The 17,185-nt window shown below is 69.3% G+C and carries 17 protein-coding genes; 7 read left to right on the forward strand and 10 right to left on the reverse strand.

The genetic code is table 11. The annotated features are described in order from the left end of the window. Positions 1-646 (reverse strand): VOC family protein (locus AB0H36_RS46070; protein ID WP_360538200.1); only part of this gene is annotated, 646 nt, incomplete at its 3' end. Between the two features lie 190 nt (positions 647-836). On the opposite strand from AB0H36_RS46070, the gene AB0H36_RS46075 reads away from it, so the two are divergent. The 3 genes from AB0H36_RS46075 (at position 837) to AB0H36_RS46085 (ending at position 4,090) form a co-directional block, all read left to right on the forward strand. Further along, complete coding sequence (locus AB0H36_RS46075) at positions 837-1,565, forward strand: maleate cis-trans isomerase (protein WP_360538202.1); 729 nt, start codon at positions 837-839, stop codon at positions 1,563-1,565. Continuing rightward, positions 1,562-2,209, forward strand: coding sequence for a GntR family transcriptional regulator (locus AB0H36_RS46080; protein ID WP_360538204.1), 648 nt, complete (start codon positions 1,562-1,564; stop codon positions 2,207-2,209). Before AB0H36_RS46075 ends, AB0H36_RS46080 begins: the two co-directional genes overlap by 4 nt. 627 nt (positions 2,210-2,836) lie before the next feature. Further along, entirely contained in the window at positions 2,837-4,090 is a 1,254-nt protein-coding gene (locus AB0H36_RS46085; protein WP_360538206.1) for an aspartate aminotransferase family protein, read from the forward strand. A 138-nt stretch (positions 4,091-4,228) separates the two neighbouring features. Here AB0H36_RS46085 and AB0H36_RS46090 read toward each other — a convergent pair whose 3' ends face one another. Both AB0H36_RS46090 and AB0H36_RS46095 read right to left on the reverse strand, forming a co-directional pair. Further along, complete coding sequence (locus AB0H36_RS46090; RefSeq protein WP_360538208.1) at positions 4,229-5,617, reverse strand: MFS transporter; 1,389 nt, start codon at positions 5,615-5,617, stop codon at positions 4,229-4,231. 329 nt (positions 5,618-5,946) lie between these two features. Continuing rightward, positions 5,947-6,657, reverse strand: a complete 711-nt coding sequence (locus AB0H36_RS46095; RefSeq protein ID WP_360538210.1) for a TetR/AcrR family transcriptional regulator — start codon at positions 6,655-6,657, stop codon at positions 5,947-5,949. Positions 6,658-6,751: 94 nt separating this feature from the next. Between AB0H36_RS46095 and AB0H36_RS46100 the strand changes: the two genes are divergently transcribed. Beyond that, positions 6,752-8,218, forward strand: coding sequence for a DHA2 family efflux MFS transporter permease subunit (locus tag AB0H36_RS46100; protein WP_360538212.1), 1,467 nt, complete (start codon positions 6,752-6,754; stop codon positions 8,216-8,218). Positions 8,219-8,280: 62 nt separating this feature from the next. On the opposite strand, the gene erpA is transcribed toward AB0H36_RS46100, so the two are convergent. Beyond that, positions 8,281-8,637 (reverse strand): iron-sulfur cluster insertion protein ErpA, encoded by a 357-nt coding sequence (gene erpA, locus AB0H36_RS46105; RefSeq protein WP_360538214.1) that lies wholly within the window; start codon positions 8,635-8,637, stop codon positions 8,281-8,283. A gap of 215 nt (positions 8,638-8,852) precedes the next feature. Beyond that, positions 8,853-9,947 carry a glycerate kinase gene (locus AB0H36_RS46110; RefSeq protein WP_360538216.1) on the reverse strand — a complete coding sequence of 365 codons (1,095 nt, stop codon included), beginning with the start codon at positions 9,945-9,947 and terminating at the stop codon, positions 8,853-8,855. 158 nt (positions 9,948-10,105) lie between these two features. On the opposite strand from AB0H36_RS46110, the gene AB0H36_RS46115 reads away from it, so the two are divergent. Continuing rightward, on the forward strand, positions 10,106-10,504 hold the full coding sequence (locus AB0H36_RS46115) for a VOC family protein (RefSeq protein ID WP_360538218.1): 399 nt from the start codon (positions 10,106-10,108) through the stop codon (positions 10,502-10,504). Here AB0H36_RS46115 and AB0H36_RS46120 read toward each other — a convergent pair. Next, a complete protein-coding gene (locus AB0H36_RS46120; protein ID WP_360538220.1) occupies positions 10,501-11,151 on the reverse strand; it encodes a LacI family DNA-binding transcriptional regulator in 651 nt (216 codons plus the stop codon). The genes AB0H36_RS46115 and AB0H36_RS46120 overlap by 4 nt on opposite strands. A gap of 85 nt (positions 11,152-11,236) precedes the next feature. Here AB0H36_RS46120 and AB0H36_RS46125 point away from each other — a divergent pair, with 85 nt between their 5' ends. Both AB0H36_RS46125 and nfi read left to right on the forward strand, forming a co-directional pair. Beyond that, positions 11,237-11,806, forward strand: a complete 570-nt coding sequence (locus AB0H36_RS46125) for a CGNR zinc finger domain-containing protein (protein ID WP_360538222.1) — start codon at positions 11,237-11,239, stop codon at positions 11,804-11,806. A gap of 26 nt (positions 11,807-11,832) precedes the next feature. Continuing rightward, positions 11,833-12,486, forward strand: coding sequence for a deoxyribonuclease V (nfi, locus tag AB0H36_RS46130; protein ID WP_360538224.1), 654 nt, complete (start codon positions 11,833-11,835; stop codon positions 12,484-12,486). Here nfi and AB0H36_RS46135 read toward each other — a convergent pair. Genes AB0H36_RS46135 through AB0H36_RS46150 form a run of 4 tightly spaced genes read right to left on the reverse strand, consistent with a single transcriptional unit; the run spans position 12,472 to position 17,019 of the window. Beyond that, a complete protein-coding gene (locus tag AB0H36_RS46135; protein WP_360538226.1) occupies positions 12,472-13,254 on the reverse strand; it encodes an SRPBCC family protein in 783 nt (260 codons plus the stop codon). The two genes, nfi and AB0H36_RS46135, sit on opposite strands and share 15 nt — an antisense overlap. Further along, positions 13,251-14,105 carry a xanthine dehydrogenase family protein subunit M gene (locus AB0H36_RS46140; RefSeq protein WP_360538228.1) on the reverse strand — a complete coding sequence of 285 codons (855 nt, stop codon included), beginning with the start codon at positions 14,103-14,105 and terminating at the stop codon, positions 13,251-13,253. Before AB0H36_RS46140 ends, AB0H36_RS46135 begins: the two co-directional genes overlap by 4 nt. Continuing rightward, complete coding sequence (locus AB0H36_RS46145; RefSeq protein ID WP_360538230.1) at positions 14,102-16,552, reverse strand: xanthine dehydrogenase family protein molybdopterin-binding subunit; 2,451 nt, start codon at positions 16,550-16,552, stop codon at positions 14,102-14,104. Before AB0H36_RS46145 ends, AB0H36_RS46140 begins: the two co-directional genes overlap by 4 nt. Further along, on the reverse strand, positions 16,549-17,019 hold the full coding sequence (locus AB0H36_RS46150; RefSeq protein ID WP_360538232.1) for a (2Fe-2S)-binding protein: 471 nt from the start codon (positions 17,017-17,019) through the stop codon (positions 16,549-16,551). The genes AB0H36_RS46145 and AB0H36_RS46150 overlap by 4 nt, the downstream gene beginning before the upstream one ends. Positions 17,020-17,185 lie beyond the last annotated feature (166 nt).

A 17,185-nucleotide genomic window follows, 5' to 3' on the forward strand; every position in this document is an offset into this window, starting at 1 on the left:
CCCGTCTCGCCGCCACCGCAGACTCACCCACGGCCCAGCCAGACCAGCACACCCGCCATACCAACCACACATCAGTCACAAGAGCCGGATATCCCGTCGTGTTGTGCCTTCTCCCCTCGTGCACCAAGGGAGAAGGCATAGAGGCAGGGGATATCCGGTCGCGGGGTTGCGGCCTCGGTGGGGTGGGCGTGGGGCTAGGGGTGGCGTCGGGGAAGAAGTCGGCGTTTTGGACGTATTCCATGCGGCGGGTGAATTCGGGGTCGGCCAGGCGGGCCAGCATTTCCTGTTCGGTGAGTTCTTCGATGCGGGTCTGGATCCAGTAGAGGTTGCCGTACGGGTCGCGCACGCGGCCGACCTTGTCGCCGAAGAACAGGTGCGTCACCTCGGTCACCGACGTGCCGCCCGCCGCGACCGCCTGCGCGTGCACGGCCTCCGCGTCGTCGACGTAGAGCCGCAGGAACGCCGGTGTCGCCGGCCACTCCGGCCGGGCGTCGAACATCATCACGATCGCGTTCCCGATCCGCATCTCCGCGTGCCCGATCCGCCCGTCCGGACCCACCATCCGATCGATCTCCTCGGCCCCGAACGCCCGCGTCAGCCAGTCCATCAGCCCGTCCGTGTCCTGCCCGATGATCCACGGCGTCACGGTCGTGTACCCCTCAGGAATCGCCATCCCACTCTCCTCCACTCGTTCCCGGACACCAGCAACGCTAGGCCGGGAACCGGACAGGTTCTGTCCGCTACCTGGGCGCTTCGCGGTGTGTCTCATTGGTGACAATCTGGGGGTAAGATTGTCGACAATCTACCTATTTCGGTGCGATCAGCCAGGAGGTTGGATGGTCACGGTAGGGCTGCTCTATCCCGGTCACAGCGCGGAGGACGACTACCCGGCGCTCGAGGCGCGACTGGACGGTTCGATCAAACTGCCGGTCGTGATCACCTCGGTCGGCGAGGACGCGCACCGCGTGGACGCACTCCTCGACCTGGGCCGCGCCGAGCGGCTCGCCGAAGGCGCCTCCGAACTGGCGGCCGCCCAGCCGGACGCGGTGATGTGGGCCTGCACGTCCGGCAGTTTCGTCTTCGGCCCCGAGGGCGCCCGCAACCAGGCGTCCGGGGTCGCCCAGGCGCTCGGCGTACCGGCGTCGTCGACCTCGCTCGCGTTCGTCGACGCTTGCCGCGCTCTCGACGTACGGCGGGTTGCAGTCGCCGCGTCGTACCCGGAAGACGTCGCGACGCACTTCGTCCGGTTCCTGACCGCCGGCGGCGTCGAGGTGGTCGCGATGGGCAGCTACGGGATCATCACCGCGGCCGAGGTCGGCACGCTCGATCCGGAGCGGGTGGTCGCGATGGTGAAGGCCGCGAACCACCCGGACGCCGAGGCGATCCTGGTGCCGGACACCGCGATGCACACGCTGCAGATCGTCGACGATCTCGAGGCCGCGGTCGGCAAGCCGGTACTCACGGCCAACCAGGTGACGGTGTGGAAGGGGTTGCAGTTGACCGGCCCGGTACCGTCACTGCCAGGCTTGGGCCGATTGTTTTCAGCGAGGGGGACACACGCGTGACCAGTTTCATCGAGCCGTTGGCGCAGGAGTCGACGCCGAGCATCATCGCCGACAAGTTGCGCCAGGCCATCAGCCACGGCGAGCTCAAACCCGGCGCGCAGCTCGGCGAGGCCGACCTGGCCCGCAAGCTCGGCGTGAGCCGCGGCCCGCTCCGCGAAGGCATGCAGCGGCTCACCGCGGAGGGGTTGCTGGTCTCGATCCGCAACCGCGGGTTGTTCGTCATCGACATGACGCCGGAGGACGTCCGGGACATGTACCTGGCGCGTGAGGCGATCGAGCGCGCCGCCGCCCGGCGGATCGCCGACGGCGACCACGAGGCGGCCGGCAAGGAGCTGCTCGCCATCGTCGAGCAGATGGCCGCCGCCGAGGGCGATCCCGCCGCGGTCAGCGAGCTCGACATCGCTTTCCACGAACGCCTCGTCCAGCTCGCCCGCAGCCCGCGGCTGTCCCGCATGCACGCGACCTCGATCACCGAGACCCGCATGTGCATCCACGCCCTCGCCGAGACCTACACCGTCTCCGACGCCCGCATCGAGGAGCACAAGGCCCTCGCCGAAGCCATCGCCGCCGGCGACTACCTCCACGCCGACGACCTCCTGATGGCCCACATGGACGACGCCATAACCCGCCTAACCAACCGCTGACCCCACCCCACCACCCACGTACGGCGCCACCCTGGCAACCACCGCACCCCGACGGCGCCACACTCTGGCAGCCGACCTCACGTACGGCGCCACGCCCCGGCAACAGCCGCGCGACCGCCGACCCATGCCCAGGTACGGCCCGGCATTCCGGTAATCCGACTCACTCCGCGTAACCCGCCCTACCGGCAACCCGTCGCCAGCGACAGACCCGGCGGCGCTGGCCGAACGTCGGTCGGCGCCGGATCGGCGGTCGAGCGCACGGGCCCCGGCGGCCGCCGGCAGGCTGCCGTGAGGCGGGCTGCCGTGCGGCGGTGGTTCGTCGGCGCCCGGCTGCGGCGGGGTCGGGCGCGGTAGCCGCGGCAGGTGCGGTCGGCGCGGTCGGGCGCGGTAGCCGCGGTCGGGCGCGGTAGCCGCGGTCGGCGCGGTCGGGTGCGGTCGGCGCGGTCAGGTGTGGGGCAAGGATCTTCGAGAAGCTGCCGAGATGGACGACGCGTCCTTCTGTGTCGTCGGCGCGATCGGGCGCGGTGGCATTGGATTGACAGGGTGGGGGGCTGGGTTAGGCTAGATTGTCGACAATCTTACGGTTGACAATCGGGTGTTTGATCGGACGTGTGAAGGGGATCCGCCGTGGCCGAGCTGTCGCAGGTGTTGAAACAGGCAACCGGAGTGATCGCCGCGCGCGGCGAGGGTGTGTTGCTGTTCGACGAGGACGATCGGCGGTATCTCGACTTCACGGCCGGCATCGGGGTGACGTCGACCGGGCATTGCCATCCTCGCGTCGTCGCGGCCGCGCAGGAGCAGGTCGGCAAGATCATCCACGCGCAGTACACGACGGTCATGCACCGCCCACTCCTCAACCTCGTGGAGCGGCTCGGCGAGGTCCTCCCCCAGCACCTCGACCGGATGTTCTTCGCGAACTCCGGCAGCGAGGCAGTCGAGGCGGCGCTCCGACTCAGCCGCCAGGCCACGGGTCGCCCGAACGTGATGGTGTTCCACGGCGGGTTCCACGGCCGGACGGTCGCGGCGGCCTCGATGACGACGTCAGGCACGAAGTTCCGATCCGGGTTCAGCCCGCTGATGGCCGGCGTACACGTGTCGCCGTTCCCCGACCCCGGACACTTCGGCTGGCCGGTCGAGCAGGCGACGGACTTCGCGCTGAGCCAACTCGACTACGTGCTGCAGACGTTGAGTACGCCGGCCGACACCGCAGCGTTCGTGGTCGAGCCGGTGTTGGGCGAAGGCGGGTACGTGCCTGCGAACGAGCGGTTCTTCGCCGGACTGCGGGAACGCGCCGACCAGCACGGGATTCTGCTCGTCGTGGACGAGGTGCAGACCGGGTTCGGCCGGACCGGGAAGTTCTGGGGCGGCGACCACTTCGGCGCGCACCCGGACATCCTGATCACGGCGAAGGGGCTCGCGTCCGGCTTCCCGCTGTCGGGCATCGCAGCGTCGTCCGCGCTGATGGAGAAGGCGTGGCCGGGCTCGCAGGGCGGGACGTACGGCGCGAACGCGGTGGCCTGCGCGGCCGCACTCGCAACGCTGGAAGTCATTCAGGACGAGGGACTGGTGCAGAACTCGGCGGAGCGGGGTGCGCAACTCAAGCAGGCGCTGCAACTGGTGGCGGACAAGCATGAGCGGATCACGGACGTTCGCGGGCTCGGGCTGATGATCGGCAACGAGTTCCGCGACGCCGACGGCAAACCCGACCCGGTCACGGCCGCCGCCGTACAGCAGGAGGCAGCCAGGAGGGGACTCCTGCTCCTCACCTGCGGCGCCTGGGGCCAGGTCGTCCGCTTCATCCCCGCCCTCGTGGTCAACCCCGCCGAAATCGACGAGGCCGCCGCCATCTGGTCCGACGCCGTCACCGCAGCGACCTCCTAACCCCCACTACCCGGGCATGCCCGGGGCGGCTGCCACAGCGGGGCCTCGCCCGGGGCTGCCGCTGAGCAGCGCGGAGCGGATCGCGGCGTAGGTGAGGCTCGCCGGACTGTGGGTCCGGCGAGCCTCCTGGGGTTGTGGTTAGGCCTTCGCGGGTTCCAGGGCTACCGGTGGGAGCGCCTCGGCGGTGCCGGGGATGGCGGTGCCGTTGAGGGGGCAGCGAGTGGTTTCGGGAACCTTCAGGAGCGCGATGGCGCCAATCGCGCAGGCGGCCATCATGTAGTACGCCGGCATCAGCGCGTTGCCCGTCTGGGCCGTGAGCCAGTCATTTGCAGCCGGCGCCGTACCGCCGAAGAGTGAGGTCGACACGTTGTAGGCGATCGCGAAACCGGCGTACCGGACGTGGGTCGGGAACATCGCCGGGAACGTCGCCGAGATGGTCGCCAGCTGCGGGACGTAGAGCAGGCCGAGTACGGCGAACCCGATGATCGCGCCGGCCAGGTTCGTGCCCATCAGCAGGAACATCGGCGTCCCGAAGACGAACAGCCCGGCGAGCGAGAACCACCACAGCGGCTTGCGGCCGACGCGGTCCGAGATCCGGCCCGCGAACGGCAGGAACACCATCATTGTCAACATTCCGATGATCGGCACGATGAGTGACTCGTCCGAACTGAGGCCGATCTCGCTCTCCAGGTACGTCGGCATGTACGTGAGCAGCGTGTAGTTGACGACGTTCAGCGCGATCACCAGACCGCCGAGTTGCAGGATCGGCCGCCAGTAGCCGGCCAGCAGGTCCTTGAACTGCGTAGTCGTCTCTTCCTCCTTCTGGCCCTTCGCCTCCAGTTCGCGGAACACGGGAGTGTCCTCGAGCCGCGACCGCAGGTAGACGCCGACGAGGCCGAGCGGCGCGGCGACCAGGAACGGCAGCCGCCAGCCCCACGAGTGCATCGCGTCGTCGCCGAGGATCAGCGAGAAGCCGAGCATCAGCAGCGCGCCGAGCGAGAAGCCGGCCAGCGTGCCGAACTCCAGGAAGCTGCCCAGGAAGCCGCGCTTGCGGCTCGGGGCGTACTCCGCCATGAACGTCGCGGCGCCGCCGTACTCGCCACCCGTCGAGAAGCCCTGGATCATCCGGAGCAGGACCAGCAGGATCGGCGCCCACAGCCCGATCGCGTCGTACGTCGGAACCAGGCCGACGCACAGGGTCGCGCCGGACATCAACAGGATCGTGATCGCCAGCACGTGCTTGCGGCCGAGGCGGTCGCCGAGCGGGCCCCATATCAGTCCGCCGAGCGGGCGGACCAGGAACGAGACCGCGAACGTCATCAGCGCGAGCAGCGTCGCGCTCTCGGTGTCACCCGGGAACATCGCCGCCGAGATGTAGGTCACGCCGTACGCGTAGATGCCGTAGTCGAACCATTCGGTCGCGTTGCCGATGGCCGAGGCGGCGATTGCCCTCTTCAGCACTCCTGGGGGTGGTTCGGTCTCGACCGGCGGTTTCCTCTCGACCGGCGGCTGACTCTCGGCGTCCACGGGGCTCTCCTGTCGTCGTGCGGCCTCACCCGGGTGCCCACCCACGCCATCAGCACACGCGCCTACGCGCTCGGCGAACGTGCCCGCCTCACGCCGGCACACCCAGACGACCAGGTCGTAGTTTTGTTGACAATCCGAAGATTTACCATGTGAACTCGTGAACGGCAAGCACTCATCCCACCCGCGCCGTCACGCCCGGCAACCACCCACCGGCTGCACTGACTACCGCCCACCGACTGCATTGGCTGCGCTGGCTGCCATCCATCGACTGCACTGGCTCCCGGCGGGGCGGCTGGACGGTCTCCCGACCAGCGGATTCGACGGCAGGTTCAGTCGGGGACGGCCAGGGAGGCAAGGCCGGCAACCAGGACCGTGAGGCCGAACTCGAAGCGCTCGTCACCGGTGGAGCCGGCGGTCAGCGCGCCGGCGAGGGCAATCGTGAGGGGAAAGCGGTCGGGCGGGAGGGCCTCGAAGTACGCCCGGAGATCGGTGACGAATCCTTCGATGTCTTCCTTGGTCCAGGCCCAGGCGCCCTGCACCGTCTCCTCGAACGCGATCGCGGTGACGTAAAGCGGCAGCAGGTCGACCGCCCATGCGGCGGCCTGATCAGGGAGGTTGCCGGCCTTGAGGATGCCGAGGATCCGCTCAGTGCTGAGCAGCGCCTGCTCCCCCAGCGGCACCTGGCCGATCGCAGCCCGCGCGACACCCGGGTTCGCCCGCATCACGCGCAGAACCTCCCGCATCGCGTCCTTCAGCTGCTCCTGCCAGCGGTCGGGATCCGGCTCCTCGGGGAGCTTCATGTCCTGCGCCGCACGGTCGACGAGGAGCTGGTCGAGCTCCTTCTTGTTCGCGACGTGCGCGTACAGCGATGCCGGCCCGGTGCCGAGCGCCTGGGCGACCTTGCGCATCGAGACCGCGTCGTACCCCTGCTCGACCAGCAGTTGCATGGCCGCGTCGACGATCCGGTCCCGGGTGAGCGGCTCCTTGGGCGGGCGCGCCGGCTTCGCGGGACTGATCGGCTGCCACGGCGACTGGGTCATGGCTCCACTCTAGCGAACGCCGTACTTGACAGAAACACCGTTCGTGCGTAGAACGGTGTTCGTCAACGAACACCGTTCGAATCAGGAGCCACCGATGAGCACCTCAACCATCACCTCACCTCCAGCCACCCCCACAGGCACGTCGGAATCGGGGAGGTCACCTGCGACGCCGTACCGCTGGCGGTGGGTGGTTCTGGCGACCGTGCTGGTGGCCGAGATCATGGATCTTGTCGACGCGACGATTGTCAACATTGCGGCGCCGTCGATCCGCGCCGAGCTGGGTGGGTCGGAGTCGGCGATGCAGTGGATGCTCGCCGGGTACACGCTCGCCTTCGCGATCGGGCTGATCAGCTTCGGCCGGCTCGGGGACCTGGTCGGGCGGCGGCGGTTGTTCGTGATCGGGGCGGTCGGGTTCACGGTGGCCTCCGCGGTCTGCGGGCTTGCCACCTCGCCCGAGCTGCTGATCGGCAGCCGGGTCGCCCAAGGACTGCTCGGCGCGGTGATGATCCCGCAGGGGTTCGCGATCCTGAAGGCGGTCTTCCCGCCGGCCGAGATCGGCAAGGCGTTCGCCATGTTCGGCCCGGTGATGGGACTGTCGGCGGTCGCCGGACCGATCATCGCCGGCGTCCTCATCGACGCGAACTGGTTCGACGCGGGCTGGCGGATGATCTTCTTCATCAACGTCCCGATCGGCATCCTCGCCCTGGCCGGCGCGCTCCGCTTCATGCCCGAGGTGAAGACCCCCGGCGCGTCCCGCCTCGACGCGGCCGGCGTGATCCTGGTCAGCCTGGCGTCCGGGCTGCTGATCTACCCGCTCGTCCAGGGCCGCGAGCTCGGCTGGCCATTGTGGACAATCCTGATGTTGACCGCGTCGGTACCGGTCTTCGCCCTGTTCGGCTGGCGCGAGCGCCGGTCGGGAAACCCGGTCATCGACCCGTCACTGTTCCGCAGCCGCGGGTACGTCGCCGGCCTCGGCGTGATCTCCACGTTCTTCCTGGCGATGTCCGGTTTCATGCTGGTGTTCAACCTGTTCACCCAGCTCGGCCTGCACTACAGCCCGTTGAAGGCCGGCCTCGCGATGGTGCCGTTCTCACTCGGCATCGCGATCGGCGCGCCACTGTCCGGCGGACTGCTCGCACCGAGGCTCGGCCGCAAGGCGCTGCAGCTCGGCATCGTGGTGATGGCGCTCGCGATGGGCGGCGTCTGGTTCACCCTGCACACGTACGGCGCTGCGACGACGATCTGGAACCTGGTCCCGGCGACTCTAGCCACCGGGATCGGAGCCGGCCTGGTGTTCGCGCCGCTGTTCGACATCATCCTGGCCTCGATCGACGACCAGGCTGCCGGTTCGGCATCCGGCGTACTGACCGCGATGCAGCAGTTCGGTGGCGCGATCGGGGTCGCGGTGATCGGCACGATCTTCTTCCAGCTGCTGCCGGACCACGCGTTCCTCAGCGCCACCAAGAACACCGTGCTGGTTGCGATCGGCCTGTTCGTGGTGAGCCTCGCGGTCAGCTTCCTGCTGCCGAAGCGCGCCCGCGAAGGCGCCTCAGCCCACTGACGGTTTCGGGCATGCGAAAGCCCCGCTCCTCGAGCAGTCGAGGAGCGGGGCTTCGGCGTACGTCAGTTGAAGGAGTCGCCGCAGGCGCAGGAGCCGGTCGCGTTCGGGTTGTCGATCGTGAAGCCCTGCTTCTCGATCGTGTCCACGAAGTCGATCGACGCGCCCTTCAGGTACGGCGCGCTCATCCGGTCGGTCACCACGTTGACGCCATTGAAGTCGGCCACCACGTCGCCGTCGAGCTGACGCTCGTCGAAGAACAGCTGGTACCGCAGGCCGGAGCAACCGCCCGGCTGAACGGCGACCCGCAGCGCGAGGTCGTCGCGACCTTCCTGGTCGAGCAGCGCCTTCACCTTGGCGGCGGCCCCGTCGGTGAGGATCACACCCGTGGCGACGGCCTGCTCGGTCTGCGCTTCAGTCATTCCTGACTCCAGTCATCTCGTGAGCGCCCGGCTGCAGGTGGGCAGGCAGCCGCGCGCGGAAAGTCCGCTGTCATTCCGGGCCAACAACCGCTGATCCGGAACCATTCCCATGGTCGCACACCAATTTCCAGGATCAACTACCCGCCTCGCTGCGTGGACCGCCGTACGACGCGGTTGAGCTCAACTGCGTACGCCGTACCGGATCGGACGGGGGGTCAGCGGGCCCAGGTGCGGGCGACCCGCTCTGCGACGGCGGCGAGTGAGCCGTGCGGGTCGGCGAAGGCCTGGGCCTCTCCCACCGCGTCGACCAGGGAATATGCCGACTCGACCCCCATCGTGCGCATCTCGCGGGAGCCGATCAGGACCTTGCCGGCCAGTACGACGCACGGCCGCATCGCGTCGTTCGCCACCTTCGCGACACCGGCGATCACCTTGCCGTCGCGGGACTGGAAGTCGAACGCACCCTCGCCGCTGAGCACCAAGTCGACGCGGGACGCCTTCTCCTTCAGACCGGTCAGCTCTGCGACGAGATCGATGCCGGACACCCGCTCGGCACCGAGCAGCAACAGCGCGTAGCCGAGCCCGCCGGCCGCGCCCGCGCCCTTCTGGTCCGCGGTCTTGCGGTCCGCGAGCTCCGCGAAGTGAGTCAGCCAGCCGTCGACCTCGGGCTTCCGATCGTCGACAATCCCCTTTTGCTTGCCGAACACGCTGGTCGCGCCGCGCAGCCCGAGCATCGGGTTCTCGACGTCACTCGCCGCGACGAACTCGATCCCGGCCATCCGCGTCCGCGCCGGCTCCAGGTCGACCTCGGTCAGCGTCGCGAGCCCGGCCGCTCCGGCGTCCAGGCTGCCCCCGGCAGCGGTCGCCCCCAGCGCGGCGAGCATCCCGGCGCCGGCGTCGTTCGTACCGGATCCACCGAGGCCGAGGACGATCCGCTTCGCCCCGGCGTCGACCGCGGCCGCGATCAGCTGACCCACGCCGTACGTCGTCGCGTCCTCCGGGCGGCGCAGCTTCGGCTCGACCAGGTGGAGGCCGCAGGCCTGGGCGGTCTCGACGTACGCCGTCTCGCCCGCGAGCAGGACCGTGGCCGGGGTGTCCTCGCCGAGCGGCCCGCGTACGGTCACCGACAGCAGGGTGCCGTCGACAACAGCCTCCAGAACGTCGATGAACCCGGGCCCACCGTCCGCCATCGGCGCGACCAGAACCTCCGCGTCCGGGTCCCGCCGCCGCCACCCTTCCTCGATGGCAGCCGCCGCCTCGACAGCAGTCAACGTCCCCGCGAACTTGTCCGGCGCAATCAGCACTCGCATGCCGACATCCTCTCCCACCTGCCGGTGGTGCTGCTCGCCGGCAACCATCTCGCGGACACCGCTCGCCCGACCACCTCCAGCCCGGCCGCTCACCTCGCTGCCTGCACACACCGCCTGTTCGTTGACGCGCCTTGTGAGGGCCTGTTGGATCGGCGGGCATGAAGACGATCCTGTTCGCGTACCGGGTGAGTGATCTCGAGCGGTCGCTCGCCTTCTACCGGGCCGTGGGCTACACCGAACTCGGCACGGTGCCGTTCGACGATGGAGGCAAGCTGGTCTGGCTGAAGCTGTCCGGCGAGACATCGGTGTCGCTCGAGTTGGTCCACCGCCCGGCCGCCGGACCCGTCGAGCCCGGCGGCTTCGAACACCTCGCCATCGAGGTCGAGTCCCTGACCACCACCATCGACCGCCTAACCACAGCCGACCTCCACCCAGGCCTCCCAGAACACCCAGGAGGCCCCGAAGGCCCAGCCACCTCCTGGCTGGTCGACCCCGACGGCTACCGCATAGAACTAGTCGAATGGCCCCCCGGCGGACCCCCCACGGTCGGCGACTAACTGCCGGCGGCCTCAGCTCGTTGGATCGCGAGGTGGCGTGGCGCGGGCGGGGTGCCATCCGCGAGGTGCTCGAGGGCGAGGCAGACCGCCTGTTCGGCTAGGGCCTCGTTGTCAGCCGCCTGTTCGGCGAGGGCGGCGCCGAGGAGGACGACTGGGCGGCTGGAGGCCGCGTCGCTCCTGACGAGGCGGCCGGCAGCCGGGCCGCCGTTGATCGACTCCGCGGGAGCTGACTTTGCGCCGGTGGCGGTGGGGTGGGTTGGCCAGAGGAGGATGGCGTCTACGGGGCGGTCTCGGAGGCCGGTCAAGGCTTGGGACTCTGCGGTGGGGTCGCCTTCTGTTTGCTCGATGAGGAGGGCTACGTCGTGCTTCCTGGCGGCTCGGGCTACGGCGGCGGCCAGGGTGGCGAAGTACTCGTTGGCCAAATCGGGGATCGCCAGGGCGATCACGCCGTACGTGCCTTTGCGGAGGGAGCGGGCGCCGAGATTGGGGCGGTAGTCGAGGTCGGCGATCGCGGCCTCGACGCGGGCTCGGGTGGCCGGGGTGATGTGCGGGTAATTGTTGATGACGTTCGAGACGGTCTTCATCGAGACGCCGGCTCGCTCGGCCACGTCGCGCATCCGCGCCGCCATCGATCCCTCCTCAAGCATCACGTGATGGTCTGGTTCATCACGTTACGGGAGCGCAGGAGGTCGTGCAACGCGTTAACGGGGGTTATCGCGTTATGTTGGGGTGGTGCGTGTTCAGGTTGTGCCGATGGCGCTCGAGACCCTGGTCGAGTTGGTGAACGGCTGGGGGGTCGAGCCTCGTCGGGCGGGTGCACGGTCGGGCCTGCCGGTTCTTGCCGAGTACTTCGGTGAGGGCGCGGCGGCCGCTGATGCGGGTCCGGACCGCCGGACCGGGATCCCCACGGCCGTGGCGAGCGCGTTGACGGATGACGGGCTGGTTCGATTTGCCGACACGGTTTTCGGGGTGTTTGCGGCGGAGGGTACGGCTGGGCGCGTGGCGGCGGTCTCCGAGTTGCTGACGGGGATCGATGTGCGGCCCGACGTCGTGATGGACGGCCATGAGGTACGGCGGAGGTGGTGGGCGGATGCCGAGGACGCGTTGCTCGCGGCGGCCCTGCTGGCACTGCGCAACCAGTTGGCCGACGGGGATCCCGGTCGGCTCGGGATCTGTGTCGATGGTGGATGTGCCGACATCTACGTGGACGGTTCGCCGGCCGGACGGCGGCGGTTCTGCTCGGTGACGTGTCAGAACCGGGCTCGCGCTGCGAAGTACCGCCGGAGCCACCGAGCGGGCTGAGCCCATGCCGTGGATAGCGTGCCGGGATGCGGTGGCCGACTACGCCTGCTGAGGCGATTGCTGTCCAGGAGGAACTGCGGTCGATTGTCGACGATACGGATGTCGACAGGGCGCCGCGGTACGTCGCCGGACTTGATGTCGCGTACGACGGCGATCGGCTGGCGGCTGCGGTCGTCGTACTGGACTGGGACACGTTGGCCGAGGTGGATCGGGCTGTGGTGCTCGGGGAGACGACATTCCCTTATGTGCCTGGGTTGTTTGCGTTTCGGGAGGTTCCAGGGCTGTTGCAGGCGCTCAGCAAGTTGAGGACGACGCCGGACCTGCTGGTGTGTGACGGGCAGGGGTTGGCGCATCCGCGGCGGTTCGGGCTGGCGTGTCACCTCGGGGTGCTGACCGGGGTGCCGGCGATCGGGGCTGCTAAGACGGCGTTCGTCGGGACGTACACGCAGCCTGGGGCGGCGCGGGGTTCTGTCGCTGATCTGATTGTTGACAATCAGGTTGTTGGCGCGGTGGTGCGTACGCGGGACGGGGTGAAGCCCGTGTACGTGTCCATCGGGCATCGGGTCAGCCTCGACACCGCCGTCGAGCACGTGTTGCATCTGGCGCCGCGGTATCGGTTGCCGGAGACGACGCGGGCGGCTGATCGGTTGTGTCGGCAGGCCTTGTCAGCGGCGGAGTAGGCGCCGGAGAACGAGGCCGAGCAGGAGGGCTCCTGCGGCGCCGATGAGGTAGGGGCGGGCACGGCGCAGGAGAGCAGGCAGGAGTGCCGCGCCGAGGTCGAGGGATGAGGCGCCGGATGGAGGTGCGCCGGCCTGTTCCTTGGAGGGTGCGGTGGGGGCAGTGGGTGCTGTCGGGGCAGTGGGACTGGCTGGTGTGGCGGTGCCGGCGGTGCTGGCGGGACCGGCGGCGCTGGCTGGACCGGCGGGCGTCGCTTCGGCGGGCGCAGCGGCGGTCGGCGTGCCAGCGGTCGGTGTGGTGGCGGTGGCGGTGGTGGGCTGGGCCTCCGGGGTGAGGGTTGTGGTCAGGCATTTGACGAATTGCGCCAGGAGGTGGTCGGAGACGTCTTGGATGAGGCCGCGGCCGAACTGGGCGGGGCGACCAGTGATGGTCAGATCCGTCTCGACGGTGACCGCGGTGGCCGAGTCGCCGGACGCATCCAGCTGCGCCGTGACGCGGACGCTGGCTGTGCTGTTGCCGCGGCGGTCCTTGCCCTTGGCCTCGATCAGCGCGCGATGGTCCGCCGGAGAGCGTTCGACGAACGTCCCGCTGCCGGCGTACTGCAGCGAGACCGGCCCCAGCTTCACCTTGCACGCGCCGGTGAAGCTGTCACCGTCGTACGACGCCAGGGTGGCGCCGGGGAAACACGGCACCACCCGTTCGAGGTCGTTGAACGCGGCCCAGGTCTCCTCGACCGGGGCCGGTACGACGAACTTGTGCTCGAGCTTCATCCAGTGCCTGCCGCGGCCAGTACGGCCCGCCGGGTCAGCACCGAGGCGAGGTGCCGGCGGTACTCGGCGTCACCGTTGAGGTCCGTCACCGGCGACGTCCCGTCGGCGGCCCGGGCCGCGGCCGAGCGGACGGCCTCGGCGGTCGCGGGCCGGCCGATCAGCGCGTCCTCGACCGCGATCGCCCGGATCGGCGTCGAGCCCATGTTGCTCAGCCCGACCCGTGCTTCGGCAATCGAATCACCGTCCAGCCGGACCGCCGCCGCGACCGCGACGATCGGCCAGCCCTGCGCGACCCGGCTGAACTTCTCGTAGTGCGCGCCCCAGCCGGTGTACTTCGGCACCCGTACCTCGACCAGGAGCTCGTCGTCGCCGACCGCCGTACTGAAGACGCCCTGGAAGAAGTCCGAAGCACCGACGGTACGGCGACCACCCGGTCCGGCGATCACGAAGGACGCGTCCAACGCGACCGAGACCGCGGGCAGGTCACCGGCCGGATCGGCGTGCGCCAGCGAACCGCCGAAGGTCCCGCGGTGCCGGATCTGCGGATCCGCGATCGATGCCGCGGCCAACGAGATCAGCCGGGTGTGCTCGGCGATCAGCGGGTCGAACTGGACCGTGCTGTGCGGTGTCATCGCACCGACGACCAGCGCGTCCCCGTCGTCGCGGATCCCCCGCAGTTCGTCGATCTTCCCAATGTCGACAATCGACTCCGGCGCGGCCAGCCGCAACCGCAGCACCGGCAGCAGGCTCTGCCCACCGGCCAGCACCTTGGCGTCGGTGTGCTCACTCAGCAGCGACACCGCCTCGTCGATCGTGGTCGGCGTGAAGTACTCGAAGGCTGCAGGAATCATGACGGCGCCCCTTCCCCGGACTGGACGGCACCCGACATCCCGGCAGCGGGCTGCCCAGGAGCCGAAGCAGATGCCCCGCCCTGCAAGGCCTTCCACACGCGGTACGGCGTGCACGGCATCGGGATGTCGGACACCCCGAGGTGGCGTACGGCGTCCAGGACCGCGTTCACCACGGCCGGCGTCGACGCGATCGTCCCCGCCTCACCGACCCCCTTCACCCCGAGCTGATTCGTCGTAGCCGGCGTCTCCGTCCGCGCCGTCTCGAACGACGGCAAGTCAGGCGGCGACGGCACCAGGTACTGGTCGAACGACCCGGACACCAACGTGCCGGCCTCGTCGTACACGGCCTCCTCGAAGAGTGCCTGCGCGATCCCCTGCGCCAGCCCGCCGTGCACCTGGCCCTCGACGATCAGCGGATTGACGACAACCCCGACGTCGTCGACGCTCACGTACGACCGGATCTTCGTCCCGCCCGTCTCGGTGTCGACCTCGACCGCGCACAGATGCGTGCCGTGCGGGAACGAGAAGTCCTCCGGCTCGTGCGTCGCGTCGGCGTCCAGGCACCCTTCCGCGGCACCGCCGAGCTTGTGGCCCTGGAACACCGCGAAGGCCAACTCCCCCATCGTCATCCCTGACTCGGTGCCGCGCACACCGAACCGGCCGCTGGTGAACTCGAGATCGTCGGCGTTCGCCTCCAGCAGCTGCGCCGCGAGAGGCTTCGCCTTCTCGATCACCTTGTCGGCCGCCGCGAGCACCGCCATCCCACCAACGGTCAGCGACCGCGAGCCGTACGTGTCCAGCCCGCGCCCGGCGACCTGCGTGTCACCGTGCAGCACTTCAACATCCTCGAAAGCCACGCCCAGCCGATCGGCGACGAGCTGGCTCCACGCCGTCTCGTGTCCCTGCCCGTGCGGGCTCGTCCCGGTGATCACCTCGACCTTGCCGGTCGGCAGCATCCGGATCGACGCGTGCTCCCAGCCGCCGCCGACGTACCCCATCGAGCCGAGCCAGCGCGACGGCGCCAGCCCGCACATCTCGGTGTACGTCGAGACGCCGATGCCGAGCTGGACCGGGTCGCCGGACTCGCGCCGCTTCAGTTGCTCGGCGCGCAGCTCGTCGTACCCGAAGAGCTCACGAGCCTTGGCGGTCGCGGCCTCGTAGTTGCCGGAGTCGTACTGCAGCCCGGACACCGTCGGGAACGGGAACTCCTCGTGCTTGATCCAGTTCCGCTCCCGGATCTCCAGCGGGTCGACGCCGACCTCGACCGCGAGCTCGTCCATCATCCGCTCGATCGCGAACGTCGCCTCGGGCCGGCCGGCGCCGCGGTAGGCGTCGGTCCAGGTCTTGTTCGTGAAGACGTTGGTGCAGGTCAGCCGGTACGACGGGAACTTGTAGATCCCGTTGTACATCAGGGCCCCGAGGATCGGGACGCCCGCCGAGACCAGGCCCAGGTATGCGCCCATGTCCGCGAGCAGCTCCACCTTGAGCCCGGTCACCGTGCCGTCGCGATCCGCGGACAGCGTGACCTTCTGCCACTGGTCGCGGCCGTGGTGCGCCGCCATCAACGACTCCGACCGGGTCTCGCTGAACTTACAAGGCTTCCCGGTACGGCGAGCCGCGATAACCGTCAGCACCTCCTCCGGCGTGAACTGCAGCTTGCCGCCGAACCCGCCGCCGACGTCCGGAGCGATCACCCGGATCTTGTGCTCCGGGATGCCGAGGACGAGCGAGATGAAGATCTTCACGAAGTGCGGCACCTGGGTCGAGCTCCACACCGTGAGCTGCTCGCCGGTCGGGTCGGCCACGATCGACCGCGGCTCCATGAACGCCGGGATCAGCCGCTGCTGGCGGAACTCGCGCTCGATCACGATGCCGCCGTCCCGGGCGGTCGCGATCGCCGCCTCGACGTCGCTGCCGTGGCCGGCCTCGGCCGAGTCGTACACGAACGTCGCCGAGACGTTGGTGCCGAGATCGGGGTGCGCGAGCACCTCGTCCGCGGCCGCTGCCTTCAGCTCGAGAGCGGCCGGCAGCTCCTCGTAGTCGACGTCGACGAGCTCGGCCGCGTCACATGCCTCGGCCGCGGACCGCGCCACCACGACGGCGACGATCTCGCCGGCGAAGTTCACCGTGTCGACCGCGACCGACGGGTGGTTCGGTTGCACCTGCTCTGGCGTCGCCGTCCACGCGAACGGCAGACCACCTTGTTCCTCGGCAAGATCAGCGCCGGTCAGTACGGCGACCACGCCCGACGCCGACCGCGCCGACTCGGTGTCCACACCGGTGATCCGGGCATGCGCGAACGGGCTGCGGACCATCGCGAGGTGCAGCATGCCGGGCAGGACGACGTTGTCCGTCCAGCGCGTGCGGCCGGTGATCAGCCGCGCGTCCTCCTTGCGCTTGCGCGGAGTGCCGACCTCGGTGGCCGGGCGATCCTCGGTCGTGGTCATCGGTCACCTCCAGCGGCGGCCGCCGCGCGCACGGCGCGGACGATGTTCTGGTAGCCGGTGCACCGGCAGAGGTTGCCTTCGAGGCCGACCCGGACGTCCTCCTCGCTCGGGTCCGGGTTGTCGGCCAGCAGATCGATCGACTGCATGATCATGCCGGGCGTGCAGAAGCCGCACTGCAGGGCGTGGTTCTCGTGGAACGCCTGCTGCATCGGGTGCAGCTGCCCGTTGGTCGCCAGGCCCTCGATCGTGGTCACCTCGTGCCCGTCGGCCTGCACCGCGAGCATCGAGCAGGACTTCACGCTCCGCCCGTCGAAATGAACCGTGCACGCACCGCAGTTGCCGGTGTCGCACCCGATCACCGTCCCGGTCTTTCCCAGCTGCTCGCGCAGGTAGTGCACCAGCAGCGTGCGCGGCTCCACCTCGTCCGTGAAGCTGCTTCCGTCGACTTGCACCGTGATCCGGGTCATCGCCCCGCCTTCCCAGAAGTAAGCACCCACCTACTGCCGATCCTGCTCCCGTGTGATGTTCACCACAAGAGATCGGATCACCCCGGTCATGGGGCCTCCCGGCCTGGACTGAGGAGCGGAGGGAGCGAAGCGACTGGAGTGACGAGGGAAGGCCGGGAGTTAAAGC

The sequence above is a fragment of the Kribbella sp. NPDC050820 genome (assembly GCF_040653975.1).
GTDB lineage: Bacteria > Actinomycetota > Actinomycetes > Propionibacteriales > Kribbellaceae > Kribbella.